19 protein-coding genes are annotated in these 15,858 nt (G+C 51.6%); 12 read left to right on the top strand and 7 right to left on the bottom strand.

Annotation, left to right across the window (positions count from 1 at the left end; genetic code table 11):
- The 3 genes from NTV65_03660 to NTV65_03650 form a co-directional block, all read right to left on the bottom strand.
- Positions 1–672: Tad domain-containing protein (locus NTV65_03660; GenBank protein ID MCX6114301.1), on the bottom strand; the 672-nt coding region annotated here is incomplete at its 3' end.
- Positions 653–1,318, bottom strand: a complete 666-nt coding sequence (locus NTV65_03655) for a pilus assembly protein (GenBank protein MCX6114300.1) — start codon at positions 1,316–1,318, stop codon at positions 653–655. The genes NTV65_03660 and NTV65_03655, both read right to left, overlap by 20 nt.
- Positions 1,315–1,803: a pilus assembly protein gene (locus tag NTV65_03650; GenBank protein MCX6114299.1), complete on the bottom strand. Its 489-nt coding sequence runs from the start codon at positions 1,801–1,803 to the stop codon at positions 1,315–1,317. The genes NTV65_03655 and NTV65_03650 overlap by 4 nt, the downstream gene beginning before the upstream one ends.
- Positions 1,804–2,377: 574 nt before the next feature.
- Between NTV65_03650 and NTV65_03645 the strand changes: the two genes are divergently transcribed.
- Positions 2,378–3,181, top strand: a complete 804-nt coding sequence (locus NTV65_03645) for an NADPH-dependent 7-cyano-7-deazaguanine reductase QueF (GenBank protein ID MCX6114298.1) — start codon at positions 2,378–2,380, stop codon at positions 3,179–3,181.
- A gap of 75 nt (positions 3,182–3,256) precedes the next feature.
- Entirely contained in the window at positions 3,257–4,468 is a 1,212-nt protein-coding gene (locus NTV65_03640) for a hypothetical protein (protein ID MCX6114297.1), read from the top strand.
- A gap of 3 nt (positions 4,469–4,471) precedes the next feature.
- Here NTV65_03640 and NTV65_03635 read toward each other — a convergent pair whose 3' ends face one another.
- The gene (locus NTV65_03635) at positions 4,472–4,930 is read right to left on the bottom strand and encodes a hypothetical protein (protein ID MCX6114296.1); all 459 of its coding nucleotides are present in this window, start codon (positions 4,928–4,930) and stop codon (positions 4,472–4,474) included.
- Between the two features lie 155 nt (positions 4,931–5,085).
- Positions 5,086–6,078, bottom strand: coding sequence for a biotin synthase BioB (gene bioB, locus NTV65_03630; protein ID MCX6114295.1), 993 nt, complete (start codon positions 6,076–6,078; stop codon positions 5,086–5,088).
- Between the two features lie 107 nt (positions 6,079–6,185).
- Between bioB and NTV65_03625 the strand changes: the two genes are divergently transcribed.
- Positions 6,186–6,803: an HAD family phosphatase gene (locus tag NTV65_03625; GenBank protein MCX6114294.1), complete on the top strand. Its 618-nt coding sequence runs from the start codon at positions 6,186–6,188 to the stop codon at positions 6,801–6,803.
- A 29-nt stretch (positions 6,804–6,832) separates the two neighbouring features.
- Here NTV65_03625 and hemB read toward each other — a convergent pair whose 3' ends face one another.
- Positions 6,833–7,816, bottom strand: a complete 984-nt coding sequence (gene hemB, locus NTV65_03620) for a porphobilinogen synthase (protein MCX6114293.1) — start codon at positions 7,814–7,816, stop codon at positions 6,833–6,835.
- 172 nt (positions 7,817–7,988) lie between these two features.
- On the opposite strand from hemB, the gene NTV65_03615 reads away from it, so the two are divergent.
- From NTV65_03615 to NTV65_03575, 9 genes are all read left to right on the top strand, one after another.
- A complete protein-coding gene (locus NTV65_03615) occupies positions 7,989–8,780 on the top strand; it encodes a sigma-70 family RNA polymerase sigma factor (protein ID MCX6114292.1) in 792 nt (263 codons plus the stop codon).
- Positions 8,752–9,576 (top strand): hypothetical protein, encoded by an 825-nt coding sequence (locus NTV65_03610; protein ID MCX6114291.1) that lies wholly within the window; start codon positions 8,752–8,754, stop codon positions 9,574–9,576. Before NTV65_03615 ends, NTV65_03610 begins: the two co-directional genes overlap by 29 nt.
- Positions 9,577–9,595: 19 nt before the next feature.
- Entirely contained in the window at positions 9,596–9,901 is a 306-nt protein-coding gene (locus NTV65_03605) for a hypothetical protein (protein ID MCX6114290.1), read from the top strand.
- Complete coding sequence (locus tag NTV65_03600; protein ID MCX6114289.1) at positions 9,898–10,713, top strand: FliM/FliN family flagellar motor switch protein; 816 nt, start codon at positions 9,898–9,900, stop codon at positions 10,711–10,713. The genes NTV65_03605 and NTV65_03600 overlap by 4 nt, the downstream gene beginning before the upstream one ends.
- Before the next feature lie 88 nt (positions 10,714–10,801).
- Positions 10,802–11,122 carry a hypothetical protein gene (locus NTV65_03595; protein ID MCX6114288.1) on the top strand — a complete coding sequence of 107 codons (321 nt, stop codon included), beginning with the start codon at positions 10,802–10,804 and terminating at the stop codon, positions 11,120–11,122.
- A gap of 44 nt (positions 11,123–11,166) precedes the next feature.
- Positions 11,167–13,035: a flagellar biosynthesis protein FlhA gene (locus tag NTV65_03590; GenBank protein MCX6114287.1), complete on the top strand. Its 1,869-nt coding sequence runs from the start codon at positions 11,167–11,169 to the stop codon at positions 13,033–13,035.
- Between the two features lie 15 nt (positions 13,036–13,050).
- Positions 13,051–13,659, top strand: coding sequence for a hypothetical protein (locus NTV65_03585; GenBank protein MCX6114286.1), 609 nt, complete (start codon positions 13,051–13,053; stop codon positions 13,657–13,659).
- A 17-nt stretch (positions 13,660–13,676) separates the two neighbouring features.
- Positions 13,677–14,006, top strand: coding sequence for a hypothetical protein (locus NTV65_03580; protein MCX6114285.1), 330 nt, complete (start codon positions 13,677–13,679; stop codon positions 14,004–14,006).
- Between the two features lie 32 nt (positions 14,007–14,038).
- A complete protein-coding gene (locus NTV65_03575; GenBank protein MCX6114284.1) occupies positions 14,039–14,782 on the top strand; it encodes a response regulator in 744 nt (247 codons plus the stop codon).
- On the opposite strand, the gene NTV65_03570 is transcribed toward NTV65_03575, so the two are convergent.
- A complete protein-coding gene (locus NTV65_03570) occupies positions 14,779–15,786 on the bottom strand; it encodes a lysylphosphatidylglycerol synthase transmembrane domain-containing protein (GenBank protein MCX6114283.1) in 1,008 nt (335 codons plus the stop codon). The two genes, NTV65_03575 and NTV65_03570, sit on opposite strands and share 4 nt — an antisense overlap.
- Between the last annotated feature and the right edge of the window lie 72 nt (positions 15,787–15,858).

Below are 15,858 nucleotides of genomic sequence, written 5' to 3'. Positions count from 1 at the left end.
TACAAGAGCATCGATAACCCGGCCACTTGTTCCGCAGCCATTGCCAGTAGTATCTGTGCGGCATGCGCAGTTAGTTAGATCGCTTGCCTTACAGTTCATCGACCCAGACACATCAAGCAGCAACGCCACAACTGCCCTTTCAAGTCGCGCAGTTTCAGTGACGGTTATTGGGCAGCGGTATTTGCCAGTGCCAATCCCATTTTTCTTCTCTTCAGGACACGTTGCAGCACCGAGCGCGGCGCCTAGCCTTCCGATTATAAAGGTTGGAGCCTGGTATTTGGCGTTAATAGTAAAGGTGTCGGTCATGGGGTCGTAGAAATTGGTACTGGTAACGGTAAGATTGCTGGTAAACTCACTAGCTTCAGTGGGGGCCGAAAAAGCCGCCCGCATATTCTCTGTTACAACTCCTGACATAACGCCGAAGAGCTCATCCTTAGTAGATTTAAGGGTAGGTGTGCCTGCCACATAAGTTGCAAAGTAGCCCCAACCACGAAGCGAGCGATATCCAACACCAGCCAGAGCGCCAGCTTTTGCTGCGCGTTCAAGACGGTTGCGGATGATGTAAAGGTTACCGATATCTACAGCGACCCCTGCGATAGAGACCAGGACCCCCAGTATCAGGGTGAAGAAGACCAGAACGTAGCCTGATGATTTAGAGTATCGTTGTTTCACGGAGGTTAGTACTTTTTAATTCAGAACTGCTCAGATCAGTATTAAACCCTAAACCAAATACCCGATAGTTAATAATAGTGGTATAGGGAAAAACTAGCTCCGCTATTACTATTCTTCCCCTTTTGCAGACATCAAGTTTGGAAACGACCAGTGCATTACTGGTGGTTGTTATTTCACCGCCCGTAGTATTACCGCCCGTAGTAGGCTTAAAATTAGAAGCTGGAACAGCACTTAATATCCGAGTAACTGCGGCCGTAGAGCTGGCACAACCCATCGGATTAGTCGGTGCTACCGTTCCTAAATTATGTCGGTATACGGAGATGGTTAGTGCGCTACCCGCAAGGCCCGCAGCATCGGCCGCGGCGTCGATCCCTGTTTTTACGGTAGTTAAGCAGGCGGAGATATTGGTGGTAGTTGTAGTTGTGTTTACCGTTAATGAGGTACCTGCGGCCGATACCGACGTTATATCCGCACACTGACTATAGGCGCGGTTAGCGGCTTCTTGGCTAAGCACCCCCGCAATTTGGCGAAAGCGCAGAAATCTTGCGACCTCAAGGGTGCTGCCTGCAAGTAGAAGTATAATTGGAGCAACGAAGATAAACTCGATTAGACCGCTACCGTGCTCCCCCCGATTGCGCCTCATCATGTTATGGTTCCCTGTGCAACGCCCACCGCGGTGCCCCTTAGTTTAATGTTTGGCAGGCCAAAGGTTAGGAACTTTTGAAAGAATAGCTGCATATCGTAAGTAAGGGTAAGGATAATTATTGATCCAGGTTTGTAGGCACAGCCCTGAGTAGTTACAGCGCCAGTTAGATACGAGATAGCCGCGGCTTGACCTCCAGTAGGTAGGGTTGAATTGAATCCCGTAGCGCTGCTATTAGCCGGATCCTGGACTTTCTTAAGGCACTTGTCGTTGCGGTCAGCATCGTAGGTTCCGGGTGTCGTCCCGCTGCGCGGTATCGCTAATTCTCGCACCAACCGAGCGGCCAAAAACTGCACCTGTAGCTGTCGCCAGGAGATTACGATTAATTGCATAGAGGCGAAGAGAAGTATGAAAAACAGTGGAAGGATGATCGCCGCCTCCACGAATACCGCACCTATCTCAGCTCGCTTTTTTTTGCTCTGTAGCATACGTCATAAGGAGTCGGCATAACGTGAGAAAAACTAAAGCTGTACAGGGTACTGTGCGGAGCAGAGAGGTAAGGGCAGCAGAGATTAAAGCTGTATGTGATTGGATGTTTTCATGATCTTAACACACATCGGTACGGGGTTACGTTTGATCCACGATGCGGCGAAGCCCTGGGACCGCCGTTCTCCAGAACGGCTAGGTATAAATGCTCAGGTGGACGACTCCTTTCATGGCCGGTGAGATACCGGCGGTCCCAGGGCTCACGCCTATAGAAGACATTGGTACGGGGTTACGTTTGGTCAACGCTGGTTTTTAAGGGTTAACCGGTATCGGAGCGGGAGCAGGTAACGGGAGCGGTTTACGTTCCCGCGCAGGAGTTTTCTATCTAATGTACCGACACTTATCGGTGGGGAACCGTTTTTAAGGGTTAACCGGTATCGGAGCGGGAGCAGGTAACGGGAAGCGGTTCACGTTCCCGCGCAGGGGTTTTTCATCTAATGTACCCACACTTATCGGTGAGGAACCGAAAAAGATCGTCTACCTGAGCATACCTTTGCACGTTAATGTAGCCACATTATGACAAACCCCCTCGGAAGACAGATTTCGCATAGCGATACCTTTAATCCTGCCCTCCTTTTTCCGATCGCGCGCGCCCCCTCTAGGGCACAGCTTGGAATTCGGGAGCCCCTTCCCTTTCAGGGCATCGATCGCTGGAGCTGCTATGAGCTCTCCTGGCTTAATAGCGAGGGGGTTCCTCAGGTGGGGATAGCCTCAATTGAGTATCCCGCTACCTCCCCTAATCTGGTTGAATCGAAGAGCCTTAAGCTCTTTCTGGGGAGCATGAACTTTGTGCGCTACGCTTCAGCGCAGGAGGTAGAGCGCACGATAGCAGAGAATCTTAAGCCCCTACTGGAAACGGAGCAGGTTATTGTAGTGGTGCTAGGGACAGAGTCCTGGGGCGATATAGCTATTGCAGCGCCCCCCGGCAGCTCGGTTGATCGGGCCTTAGTTGAGGCCGATAATCCTGGCAGATTACGTGGTGGGGAGGAGGTTACAGAAGAGATACTCTACTCGCATCTACTGCGCTCGCTCTGCCCAGTAACCGCACAGCCGGATTGGGGAACCGTTATTATCTCGTACAGAGGGAATAAGCTCGACCACGCCTCCCTAGTGAGCTACCTAAGGGCCCACAGGAGTCACCAGGGGTACCACGAGGAGTGCTGCGAGATTATCTTTACAGACCTGATGGCGGCGCTTCAGCCCACCTCGCTTTGGGTAGGGTGCTTTTATACCCGGCGTGGTGGAATCGATATTAATCCGGAGCGGTGGCTCGCTGGGAGCAAGCGCGTGCAGCTAGGTGGTCGATTAGTACGGCAATAATATGAATTGTTTCAGCGAGGCGAGCAGGATACAGTGTTCGGAGAACGATGTATCCTGCCGTAGGAGTTTAGATCTGTGCAACCCGCCTTTGTATCCCAAGAGCAAGAGATAAAAACACTATGGCATGAGCTCCTCAAGGCAGTGACTGCCGGGGACGATAAGATCGATCCTTATCTCAAAAGGATATGTGAACTCCCTACATCGCAAGCCGCCTTTCTTGCTGGTCCGACCGCTGATCTATGTAGCACGAGGCCAAATGGGAACGATCCTGAGGCGGCCTATCGTTGTCAGCTGATCGGTTCTCAAATTGCGCGGCGCTGCGGGCTCTCATTCGATCGGGAGATAATTAATCAGAGGCTAGTGCCAGCTCTTATGTCACCCATTCTTGAGAGTGCTCAAGATAGTACTGGCTGGAAGTTAAGGTTGGGTAGAAACCTGGCGCTCTCGCAGATCTCACCTAAGGTCGACGAGAGGTTGATCGATAGGGTGCTGCTCTCAATGGTATCGCATGCCCGGGTGCAGGGTCAGTTGTTACCCGGGCTCCTTGCGCCGCTAGCGACCTTTGAGGAGTCGTTTCGTACGCTCTCCTTTGGGGAGGATAGTAACATTCGTGAGACAGCAAAGTCGTACTCCCTACAGGCGATCTTCAGACTTATGGAGGTCTCAGTTCAAGCGTTAGCAGAGGCAGAGCCCGAGACCTTTTCAGAGGCTCTCGGTATTCTTTCTTGTGCTAATATAGCCACCACCTATTGGCTAACCATTTTGCCGAGCGTTGCAAGGAGTGAAGAAGACTCTGATATAATGGTAATGAATCAGATCCTAGATAGCGTTGAATGGTTGTTGCGGCGACCGTTCGGATTTCCGGGGCCTTATTTCGGGGCAGAGGAACGGGATAAGTTTGAAGGGGTAAGGAGTCTACTAAGCCTTGCGACCGGGGTACTCGTTACAGTAAATGAGGACTATCTCGAGGTCGTCAGGGAGATGAATCTGCCTTGGAACGAAGGGACATCTTGTTTGGGAACGGCCTTTCTTAATAACGTTATTAATTTCGGTGTTGAGTACGCGAGGGAGCGCTTCTCTGGAATAGCCGCAATCCATTTTAAGGAGCTGCGTTCTCCGAACACTCTGCATGGACAGGAGAGTATCGAGATTACATCGTTAGCGTGGTATCTTGGGGCAGCAAAGCAGGGGGAATTTCTTGAAGCGTTAGAGCATACCCGTAATCCACGGGCGCAGGTTTTTCTTGCTAAAGCGTTGCGTGATAGCGATCCATTTGATCTAGCGTAGGGGCTATCTGTTGTTTTTGATAACCCTCTTTACGGCAGCAACGTTGGGATCAACTATCTGAGCTTCGACTATGATCTTCGGTAGCTCTGGGGAGGTGGTCATATACTTCGCCTGTTTGTAGAGCGCCTGCCCAATTTCGCTCTGGATATCAATCTCCTCAAAACCAACTCCATCTTTCCATAGTTCAGCGCGCAGCTCGTCGCACGCAACGCATGTGGCGCTCACGAGCAGGATCGGGGATTTTGATGGTATCCCTATACCATTATCCTCGAAAAACTTACGCGCCTCCTGATCTGACTTAAAAAGCGGGGTTGTTACGTTGGCAGGAAGAAAGCGCATCATTCCGATGCCGAGAATAAGCGCTACTAGTGGGATCATGGTTGCGGAAGCCTCTGCAGCGTAGTTCAGCGCTTCCATTAAGCGGGACTTGCTGCGAGGATTGTCGTGTTGCGAGTTGTTCATATTACGCTCCCACTAGATAGGTTCCTATCGTCAGGGCTTGGCCCGCTATAAACGGGTGCCCTCGGCTACAAGAGTGGAAACGTCATAACGGCGGGTAAGCTTAATAGTCGGGGGCTATTTTTTTTGCGCATAGCCGAGCGATAATGACTTAAGCTTTATGCTGCTATAGAGGTAGAGCACTGCTTAGCTTCAAGGTAATGCATCCCTAAGCGGCTCATTAAGGCGTTATCGTGATCATCGCCCGGATTAGGGGTTGTAAGAAGTTTTTCGCCTGCAAAGACCGAATTTGCACCCGCAACGAAGCACAGCGCCTGCATCTCATCGGACATCTCCATCCTGCCTGCGGATAAGCGCACCATCGACTGAGGGAGCATAATACGAGCCGTTGCGACGAGGCGTACGAACTCAAGCGGGTCAACCTGCTCCTCCTTAGAGAGCGGGGTGCCCTCTACCTTAACTAACATATTAAGGGGAACGCTCTCTGGATGGTGCTCCTGATTCGTAAGCTGGATGAGTAGGCCGAGACGATCCTTAACCCCCTCGCCCATGCCGACGATTCCACCACAACAAACCGTCATGCCTGCACGGCGCACGTTCTCAAGGGTTTTTAGACGGTCCTCATAGGTACGGGTTGAGATAATCTTACCGTAGTACTCAGGGGAGGTATCGAGGTTATGGTTGTATGCGTAGCAGCCAGCCTCCTTGAGGCGCGTTGCCTGTGATTCGGTCAGCATTCCTAAGGTACAGCAGACCTCAAGACCAACACCCCGTACCTCGCGCACTAGCTCAAGGATAGCGTCAAAGTCCTTACCGTCCTTAATCTCACGCCAGGCAGCACCCATACAGAAACGGGTCGAGCCGGCGTCCTTGGCCTCTAGCGCCTTGGACTTAACAAGTTCGAGTGGCAGCACGCCGTGGCGCTCAACGCCGGTCTTATAGTGAGCTGACTGTGGGCAGTATGCGCAATCCTCCGGGCATCCGCCGGTCTTTACCGACAGCAACGTAGAGCGCTGAACCTCAAGGTGATTAAAATTGGAGCGGTGGATGGTCTGAGCTTGATAGAGTAGCTCCGGAAAGGCTTGAGAGTATATGGCCAGAGCTTGCTCGGGTGTCCAATCGCGACGTATCTCGTTGTTATTATTATGCATAGCAGCTCCAAAAATGTATCCTAAGATCATACTGTACTTTACAAGGCGGGTACAGAGACTAGGGTAGAGATGGACTAGGGTTATCAAAAAACAGGGGGTTAGGCGTGATGGCTAGTATAAAGTGGGTGTTATTTGATCTAGGTGGGGTGCTGCTTGAGGTAGAGCAGTCCAGGATCTTTGAGGCGTTTGCGCGTGCCCCTGGATGCCTCCTTGTTCCGGCCGAGGTCGAGGCTAAAATTAGATCGGCTAAATTGTTCTGGAGCGGCTTTATGGAGCGCGAGATCTCGCCAGAAGAGCTTGCTAGATTCTTTAATATGCTTTTAAAGACGCAGCTCTCAGAGGGTGAGGTCGTCGAGGCGGTCAACGCAGAGCTCGGTGCTACTATCACCTCGACCGCGGAGCTTCTGCCTGGATTACGGAAAATAGTTCAAGTGGGATGCCTTTCCAATACCAACTCGATTCATTGGGATAAGCTTCTCAGTGCGTACGAGTTTATGGGGCACTTTGATCGCCGCTTCGCCTCACAGATGCTTGGATGCGCTAAGCCGGATAATACAATCTACGAGAAGGTCGAGCAGATGCTCGAAGTGGATGCGCGCTCGATCCTATTTTTTGATGATAGGCAGGAAAATATAGATGCCGCAGCAAGGCTTGGCTGGAACGCGCGTCTTTACGTAGGAGCTGAGCAGCTACGTAAAGATCTGCGCGAGTTTAGCTTGGCATAGGGCTGCTTTCTTAAATTGCGCTAGGCCGCTTAGACCTGGCCCTTAGCCCTAAGATCGGCAAAGGCTTCAGCAAAGTAGGTGATAATAAGGTCTGCGCCGGCGCGCTTCATGCTAGTTAAGATCTCTAGCATGACTCGGCGCTCATCGATCCAGCCATTTTGCGCGGCGGCTTTAACCATCGCATACTCACCACTGACGTTATAAACGGCGGTGGGCATCTTAAAGCGCTCCTTAACTGCGCGTACGACATCTAGGAACGCTAGCCCCGGTTTGACCATTACGATATCCGCGCCCTGCTGAATGTCGAGCTCTACCTCACGCATCGCCTCGTTAAAGTTCGCTGCGTCCATCTGGTAGGATTTGCGGTCGCCGTATTCAGGTGCTGATTGAACGGCCTCGCGAAATGGGCCATAAAACGCTGAGGCGAACTTCGCTGCATAGCTCATAATCGGCAGATCTGAATAGCCTGATTCATCGAGTCCATTACGGAGCGCGTGCACCATACCGTCGAGCATACCGCTCGGCGCTATTATATCTGCACCGGCCTCGGCATGAACGAGCGCCTGCTTTACTAAATTACAGAGCGTCGCATCGTTTTGTAGTTGGCCGTCCTTCATAACGCCGCAGTGCCCATGCGAGGTATACTCACAGAAGCACAGGTCAGTTATTACAATCATCTCAGGGGCTACCTTTTTAAGTGCCTTGATAGCTTGCGGGATGATTCCTTGTGGGTGCCAGGCAGAGGAGCCGATCTCGTCCTTAGACTCCGGAATAGCGAAGAGCAGTACGGAGCGGATTCCGAGCTCTTGGAATCTCAGCGTTTTTTTAGCCGCCGTATCGATGCTTAATTGGTACTGTCCCGGCATTGAGCTGATCTCGCGCTCGACCTTCTCTCCAGGAACGATAAAGAGCGGGGCGATAAGGTTCGATACCTCAACACGGGTTTCGCGCACCATATCGCGAAGAAAATCGGTACGACGGAGACGGCGGGGGCGGATAAGTGGGAATGACATAGGGCTGCCTCTAATGGTTAATGCCTTGAGATTACTTGTAATATCTCGGTAAAGTAAAGCTATTGCAACTGAGACAAGGGCCTTTTAGGCTAGCGCAGCTATTAGAGCGAAACTATTTTGTCTAACTTTCGAACACAGGTACAGCAAGAGAAGATACCTTAGGGGGTTTCGGATGTCCAAACGCAAGACACAGGCCAGCAAGGCGGTAACCGGCACAACGACCGGGAAGGGGCGCTCCAGTGGGGTGGGAAGCTCCGCTGTGCTCAATAATGATGCCTTGACCAAGCGTGATGCCCTGATCGAGCAGTACCACGACTTTGTAGACATGGTTGTCGGGCGCCTTATTCGCACGATGGGATTTCCGCATTCGTTGCGAGAGGATTTTGTTTCAGCGGGCTTTCTTGGTTTGGTTGAAGCTGCAACTAGGTTCGATCCCAGTAAAGGGTATGAGTTCCGATCGTTTGCGTTTCTCAGAATTCGGGGATCCATTATCGATTATATCCGTTCCTCGTGTGAGCTCTCTGGGGCCGCTTATAGGGTTTTTAAAGCGCTCGAAGCCGCGCATGAGATGCGGGCAGAGGAGTTGGACCGCTCTATTCGTGTGCCACGCGACCCGCGCCAGCGCACGACTGATGCTGTTGAGCACCTTGCAAAGAGCGCCGTAGCATTTCGACTTACCGCGCTGAAGGGTGGCCAAATAAAGGCCGAGGGCGAATCGCCGGACGATCCGGAAAAGAAACTTGAAGAGAAGCGTGCTTCGCAAAAAATAAGAGCGATCGTAGCAACTTTACCCGAAAAAGAGCGAACTATTGTTGAACAATATTACTTCCATGATCGGAAGTTAACCGATGTTGCGGCGCAGTACGCCGGACTATCAAAATCTTGGGTATCGAGGCTTCATGATCGGGCACTTGAAATTCTCCGACAAAAAATCCATGAAACGGCCCCAGAGCTTATCCAATAGGGTTCGTAAGCCTGCTCGGATCTATATCAATCTTCTCGCCCTGTTCCTTCTGCTTCTTACCGGATGTGATGAGCAGATTATTCACGACCTCTCTGAACAGGATGCCAATCGGGTGCTCAGTCGACTGAGTAGTGCAGATCTTGGAGCGCATAAAGTTATTCAATCAGATGGTCGTTGGGCGATAGCCGTTCCTAAGGACTTTATCGTTCCAGCGCTTTCCTTCCTTGAGACCAATCGGGTTCTCTCCCCCCGTAGTTCACAAAACAATTTAAGCGCTAAGGGCGGGCTCATACCGAGCAGAGAGGAGCAGTGGTTTCGCTATGAACGCTCCGTATCCCAATCTATTGAGGATAGCTTGTCGGCGATCGTCGGGGTACTTGAGGCGCGTGTGCACCTGAACCTGCCCGAAACGGATCCGTTGTTTGGAACAAAGAAAGCCGAGAGTGGAACCGGCTCGGTACTACTTCTGATCGACCAACGCTTCTCTTCATCAAACGAAGATATCTCAGCTCTGGTTGGCGGTGCGGCAGGTGTTGTTCCTAGCCGTATTACGGTATTGCGCAGCATTGCAGCCTCCCCAGAGCAGCCTGAGATCATACGGGAGCAGGTGAACTTAAAGCAGGAAGCTTCAAGCGAGTGGGCGACCGTTCCAGGGGCAGGGGTCTCGGTGCGTACGGCCGGATTGGGATTCGCTGCGTTGGGATTGCTTGGAGCTGTTGGTGTTGCGGCATTTCTCAGGCGCAGGACAAAGCCGATTAAGTTTACTCGACCCGGCTCATTTGATAGCGAGGAGTAATAGTAAAGGTTTAGTTACGATGGTCCTAGAGATCGTTAAAAGCTGGCTTGCAGCATTTAAAGCTCCGCATGCACAGGTATTCCCTGATACATTGAGCGGCTCTGCGCTCTTTACAGCGGGTATAGTTCAAACAAAAACTGGCTTAGTAGATGGGGAGATTCACGATTTAGCGCTGCTCTGTTTTCTTGAAGAGCTAGATCCGCATAGTTTGCCACTTAGTCCGCAGGTTGCGCAGTTGGTTGTGCGCGATATCGAGAGGCTGCATGAACGACCGGCGCTGGAAGCCTATCTATTCTGCCTTGAAAAGCTACAGGGCAAGTTATGACCATAGCGGTGAGAAATATTCAACAGCTACGGGAACAGGCGCAACTACATCCGATCTTAGAGCGTGTATCTAGGGCCATCGTACCCCTTGAACCTGTACTGAAGATCTCTATTGTTGAAGCGCAACATAGCGCCGCTACACCGTGGCTCGTGCTTCAGGCAGCGGGTGGCGAGGGGTTGGCGGTGTGTTGCGATGAACTTGTGCCGTGCGCAACTCCGCTTAGAAGGTCTTTAGTTTATCTGCATTACGCCAAACAGATAGCTGAGGTTTTTGGTGGTACCGGCGTATTTCCGCTTATGATTAGCGAGATGATACGACCTCCCCACGAGTGGTGTTTTTTTAGGATAGGGGTCAATTCAGGTGAGTTTGAGTGTGCCTGTGCAGCCAAGCTGCATGAGAGCGGTTTATGGATTAGCGAGCCGCGTGTGCGCGCCCGCCCAATAGTTGCTCGGATGTATGGAGTGATTGAGCGTATTGGAGATGAACAGCAGGTACTTTTAGAGATATCGGTCGTATTACCAGAGTTAGGTATTGCGGGTCGTTTTATAGGAGCAAAGGATAAAGCTATGAGTATTCATGTTGATAACGTTACTACACAGGAGATAAGCGAGCGGGTTAAGATTACGATAGAGCTTGGTGAGATCGAGCTTGAGTTAAGCGATCTGATTGCACTGAGGCCGGGCAGCGTGCTCGATCTAGGAGCCACCCGACCGATCCGATGCGGCCTACGTATCGGCGCAACCTCTGTAGCGCAGGGGGAACTTGAGCCGGTGGAGGAAGGATTTAAGCTGCAAATTATCTCGACGTTGTAGCGATATGTTTAATACGCACAACTTTTTACCGCAGCGTTCGAATATTCATTAGCGACCGATTCTAACTAAATCCTATGGAGGGAACGTCATGTCTATTGATCCAATTCGTCCAACATCTAGCGGCTCATTAACCGTAACTTCCGGGGCCTCTCAGATGCTTAGGTTTGCACCTGAGCCCCGTAGTGTATTCGGTGATATTGTAAAGACAGCCACATCAGCTATGTCACAAGTTGTATCTACCGCTGAAGCAACTATGCCAGGACTAGGAGGGGTTCAGCAGTTTGAGGATCTTCTTTCACAGCAGATTTTGATTCAGCAACAGATGCAGGAGTATTCAATGCGCTCCAATATTGCAAAATCGGCCCACGAGATAGCGATGGCACCGGTGCGAAATCTACGCGTTGGATAATATTTAGCCCGAATAACTGACAAAAAAGCGAGGCTAAAGAGAGTGTGAAAACGCCCCAGATAGGAGCACGAGATATAGTAATGCCGGTGGGACTTCTGCTGGTAGTGGGATGTATGATCATCCCACTACCGCCGGCAGTGCTAGACATCCTGCTCTGTTCAAACCTGCTTTTCGCTCTTTTGTTAGTGATCTCGGCGCTTCATATTAGGGATCCTTTAAAACTTGCTACGTTGCCCTCACTGCTTCTGATGGCGACCCTCTTTCGTCTATCACTTAATTTGGCAACGACGAGAGCCGTGCTCGGATCGGGGCATGCTGGAAAGGCGGTTGAGGCCTTCGGATCCGTTGTTATTCAGGGTAGCGTAGCGGTGGGCTTCGTACTCTTTCTCCTGATTACCCTGATCCAGTTCATAGTTGTAGCGAAGGGCGCAGAGCGAGTGGCTGAAGTAGCGGCACGTTTTACCCTCGACGCCCTGCCTGGCAAGCAGATGGCTATAGATGCTGAGCTACGGAGTGGCTTACTTGATTCCGAGACGGCGCGGCGCAAACGGCTAGATGTTCAGATGGAATCTCGATTTTATGGAGCGCTCGATGGCGCTATGAAGTTCGTTAAGGGAGATGCGATAGCGGGCATCGTTATCACCTTTGTTAATATCTGCGGGGGACTCCTGATCGGGTTGTTGGTACACGAACTTGAGTTCGACGTAGCGCTGCGACGCTATACCGTTTTAACGATAGGTGACGGGTTGCTCTCTCAGATCCCCTCGCTACTTAACTCCATTGCTGCTGGGCTGATCGTAACCCGCGTACAGGTGGATGAATCATCGACCCTCTCCTCGGATCTTATCTCGCAATTATCACAATTTAAGGCTGCACGGGTCTTTGTTGCTGTGGCTGCGTTTGTGCTTGGGTGTTTACCTGGCATGCCACACCTTGCGCTACTATCAGTCAGCACCGCACTAGCATGTTCCTTGCTCCTTGTGAAATCGACGAAGGATAATGATACGGAAATAGTATTTAAGGCATTTGAGCCATCCCTGGCACAGTCAATCCAGATTGAGGTTAATAAAGAGTGGGTACCTTTAATACCGCGGCTCGATCTGGTTAATCAGATGCTAGAGGAGTTTAGATCGTATGCCTTTTCACGTTGGGGGCTTGTGCTACAAAGGCCTGGAATGGAGCTCTGGGATGCTCCGCAGGGGGTCTATCGCATACTGGTGCGTGGTATGGAGGTTGCGCGTTGTGATGGTGCGTGTCGAGCGGAGGCGTGGCAGGAGCTTGAGGTTGAGATAAAGGAGATTATTGACCTTTATAAAAATGAACTGATCGATGACGGTGCAACGCGGCGTGGGCTCGATTACGTAGAGAAGCAGATTCCAGATCTTGTGACGGGAGTTGTTCCTGCCACGATGTCACTAACGCAGATGACGGCGATATTACGAGCTCTCTTAAGGGAGGAGATTACGATTAAGCACCTCGATGTGATCCTTCAGACGATCGCAGAGTACGGGGGCAAGATCTCAGATCGAGCCATGCTGGCCGAGATTCGTAGCGCACTTGCCCCAGTGGTAAGCGCCTCGGTTGCCGAGGGGCGCTCGATACGGGCGGTAGCACTTGATCCGCTGCTGGACCTTGTGCTCTCGAAGGCCGAGGAGAGCGGATCTATTATCGCGGGCGATCTAATGGATCTGATCTGCGAGCGAGCCTGTGAGTCAATTAAGGCCGGCACGGTATTGATCGCGTCGAAACGGGCGAGGGCTTACTTAAGGGATATCTTGCGGGTGCGATACCCAGCAGCTGTTGTAATGGCGCATGAGGAGGTAGCACCACGCTATCAGCTCGCAATTATTGGCAGGGTTGAGATGGAAGAGGGGGCGCAACGTGAGCAGCTCCTTAGCGCTACGTTTGCCTAATAGGAGGGTGGGGAGATGATTATTTTGGGGTGCGATAAAAAAAAGGGTCAAAACCACGCAACTTTGTATGGGCAAGCCACGATTACGTTATGTCTGTTAACCCTTGTGGTAGCTCTCTCTGGGTGTTTTCATTCAGTAGGGATACCAGAGGAGCGCTATGAACGGGCTGAGGAGCTAGTTGAGCAGGGTATTGGGTTGTTGCGAGAGGAGCGGCTGGATGATGCCGAGGCCTCGTTTTCAATGGCATATGATCTGGCGCCCCTGGCAGCGGCGCTGGATGGTGAAGGGTGTGTAGCCCTGCTTAGGGGAGAGATGGAGCTGGCGGAGGGGTTTTTTAGAAAAGCCTACGAAAGCGACCGGACGTACGGGGAGGCCCTGGCTAACCTCGCGATTTTAATGGATATAACTGGCAGGCATAGGGAGGCCATGCAGCTATATACCAGTTACTTAGAGCAGTACCCGGATGGGGTGCGGGCCAGAAATAATAGGGCGGCACTTGAGTACGACATGGGGGGGAGTAAGATATGGGTCTCCCAGGAGTTAGCGAAGGCTGCGTTGTTATCAGAAGATAGCGTTATTAGGGATAATCTGACTAACCTGGGGAGAGCCCCAAAGGCTCAATAGAGCCGTAAGGAATTGATATGGTAAAGAAGGCAACGAAGATAAAAGAGGGCGTTAAGTCCATCCGCAAGGGACCTAGTTTAAGATCCGGCGCACCGCAGAGGGTAACCGAGGTAGTCGGGGCTGGTAGTGCTGTCGAGCAGAGCTTTGGCGCTGAGGTAGTTGATCAGCAGAAACAGCTCTTTAGCTCTAGGGAGCAAGCGCTTGAATTCTTTGTAGGTAGCGTCCTTGATAAGCTCGGGGGTGAGTCCGAGGAACGTGCTCAGGTGCACGAGTTCCTTGAGCTTTTGCTTGAAACCGACCCAGCCCTTAAGGATGATTTATTGGCAGGGGTCGCCATCAGAAGCTGAGTCGAATCAAGCTGCTCTGCAATCTAATAGGCATGATAGAGGAGCCTCTCGAAACCAGCAGCCGTAGAATCCTCATAGCGGATGATGATCCAGACTCTCGAATAATCGTAGCGAGCGTTATCTCCCTGATGGGGCACACACCGATTATTGCGACCAATGGGAGAGAGGCGCTTGAGCAGTGTCAGGGTAATCTCCCAGATTTAGCTATCCTCGATTATACGATGCCCGATCTAGCCGGCGCTGATCTCTGCTCCCGACTCAAGAATAATTCAGCTGGCGAATTTGTACCGATCCTTATGTTGACCGCGCGCGATACGGTGCGTGACAAGTTGGCGGCCTTCGAAGAGGGGGTGGACGACTACCTGACAAAACCCTTTAACTATCAGGAATTTCGGGCGCGGGTAACTGCGTTGCTGCGCGTGCGGGACCTAACGAACGATCTGCGCGATACAAACAGGGAGCTCCGGCGCATGCAGGAGCGCTTGATAGAGCAGGAGCGACAGCTAGCGGTTGGGCAACTAGCTGGCGCAGCCGCGCACCAGTTGGGTCAGCCCCTTTCGGCGATTATGCTTAACTGTTACCTGATTGAGCAGCTACAGAAGAACGACGTCAAATTTATCGGAGCCTTAGCTGCTATCAAGAGCGACGCAACACGCATGGCAGATCTGATTACTCAATTACGCTCCGTTAAGGCCTCTGAGCGTCAGGGTTACTACGGCGATACAGAGATATTAAAATTAGAGCGCAGCGTTACCGATAAAAAGCAGAAAGATTAGGACGTAGGTTCAGTAGCTTGAAAATCTTCCGTCATATCGTTTAGCTGAGAGCGCAACGTTGAGAGTAGGAACGCGCCTGGAATACCGATTACCGCGTACTGAATAACGTGCTGCATCAGCACCATGCATAAGGCCTGTTCGCTGCTGGCAACACCAACTGACATCAGCACGCTTTTGGCAACCAGCTCAATAACTCCAAATCCACCAGGTGCGGCCGGAATAAGGGAGCTGAAGTTAACCGCAACTAGAAACATTACCGTTCCTGAGAGCGAGAGCGAGGCTTGCAGTGCAGCAGCTACGCAGGCAAAGGCTGCCAGCTCCACTAGCCAGATGGTTAACGACCATAGTGTGATTTTAAACGCGCGGCTCGGCACGCAGAGGGGGCTTAGCCCGTGAATAAATATCTTAAGGCGCGAAAGGGTGTAGGTGGAGGCCCTGTTGTCAAGTTTCTCTGTATATCTGTCCGTAATGGAAAAGATCTTTGTTCGCATTGAGAGTACTGCAATTACCCCTATAGCAACTGCGATGAAGAGATAGGCTACATACATTAGGTTGGTTGCGTATTCAGGGTCGAGATGTCCCTGACCAAATACCATGATAATTCCGGCGAACATCAAGCTAATGGTGAGGCCGTCAGCTAGGCGCTCGCTGGCTATCGTCGCAAGGACAAGCGTGCGGGGTTTTCCAACCACCTTTGCGCCGAGGTGTGCCCGTACAAGCTCTCCGGCGCGCGCCGGCAGGATATTGTTCATAAAGAACCCCAATACCAGAACACGGTAAGAGGACCCAAGCGGTAACGGGGTATCGGGAAAGAGTAGGGGCCAGCGCGCAGCGCGCAGGATGTATGAGATGACGGTTAGTAGAATCGTTGCAAGTACGTAGAGCGGCTGAGCCTTCGTAGCGTTATCCCAGAGCAGCCCCCAATCGACCCCCCTAAACGCAAAATAAAGCGCCACAACTGTGACGAACCAGGGGAGCAGTATTTTTAAAACAAGCCGTTTCATGACGCCTAATGGATGCCTTTTAATGGTACGAATGAACGATAAACGTTGCTATCGATTCAACCCCTTTTTGTA

It is taken from the genome of Pseudomonadota bacterium (assembly GCA_026390555.1).
Classification (GTDB): domain Bacteria; phylum Bdellovibrionota_C; class UBA2361; order UBA2361; family OMII01; genus OMII01.
Note: the sequence above shows the minus strand (reverse complement) of the source record. Positions and strands in the feature narration are given on the sequence as shown.

Bases quoted from the DNA above. Each gene is read 5' to 3' on its own strand.
- NTV65_03610 (MCX6114291.1), top strand. From the start codon at position 8,752: ATGAAACGGCCCCAGAGCTTATCCAATAGGGTTCGTAAGCCTGCTCGG.
- bioB (MCX6114295.1), bottom strand. From the start codon at position 6,078: ATGCATAATAATAACAACGAGATACGTCGCGATTGGACACCCGAGCAA.
- NTV65_03570 (MCX6114283.1), bottom strand. From the start codon at position 15,786: ATGAAACGGCTTGTTTTAAAAATACTGCTCCCCTGGTTCGTCACAGTT.
- NTV65_03650 (MCX6114299.1), bottom strand. From the start codon at position 1,803: ATGCTACAGAGCAAAAAAAAGCGAGCTGAGATAGGTGCGGTATTCGTG.
- NTV65_03595 (MCX6114288.1), top strand. From the start codon at position 10,802: ATGTCTATTGATCCAATTCGTCCAACATCTAGCGGCTCATTAACCGTA.
- NTV65_03605 (MCX6114290.1), top strand. From the start codon at position 9,596: ATGGTCCTAGAGATCGTTAAAAGCTGGCTTGCAGCATTTAAAGCTCCG.
- NTV65_03600 (MCX6114289.1), top strand. From the start codon at position 9,898: ATGACCATAGCGGTGAGAAATATTCAACAGCTACGGGAACAGGCGCAA.
- NTV65_03655 (MCX6114300.1), bottom strand. From the start codon at position 1,318: ATGATGAGGCGCAATCGGGGGGAGCACGGTAGCGGTCTAATCGAGTTT.
- hemB (MCX6114293.1), bottom strand. From the start codon at position 7,816: ATGTCATTCCCACTTATCCGCCCCCGCCGTCTCCGTCGTACCGATTTT.
- NTV65_03585 (MCX6114286.1), top strand. From the start codon at position 13,051: ATGATTATTTTGGGGTGCGATAAAAAAAAGGGTCAAAACCACGCAACT.
- NTV65_03615 (MCX6114292.1), top strand. From the start codon at position 7,989: ATGTCCAAACGCAAGACACAGGCCAGCAAGGCGGTAACCGGCACAACG.
- NTV65_03645 (MCX6114298.1), top strand. From the start codon at position 2,378: ATGACAAACCCCCTCGGAAGACAGATTTCGCATAGCGATACCTTTAAT.
- NTV65_03635 (MCX6114296.1), bottom strand. From the start codon at position 4,930: ATGAACAACTCGCAACACGACAATCCTCGCAGCAAGTCCCGCTTAATG.
- NTV65_03580 (MCX6114285.1), top strand. From the start codon at position 13,677: ATGGTAAAGAAGGCAACGAAGATAAAAGAGGGCGTTAAGTCCATCCGC.
- NTV65_03575 (MCX6114284.1), top strand. From the start codon at position 14,039: ATGATAGAGGAGCCTCTCGAAACCAGCAGCCGTAGAATCCTCATAGCG.
- NTV65_03625 (MCX6114294.1), top strand. From the start codon at position 6,186: ATGGCTAGTATAAAGTGGGTGTTATTTGATCTAGGTGGGGTGCTGCTT.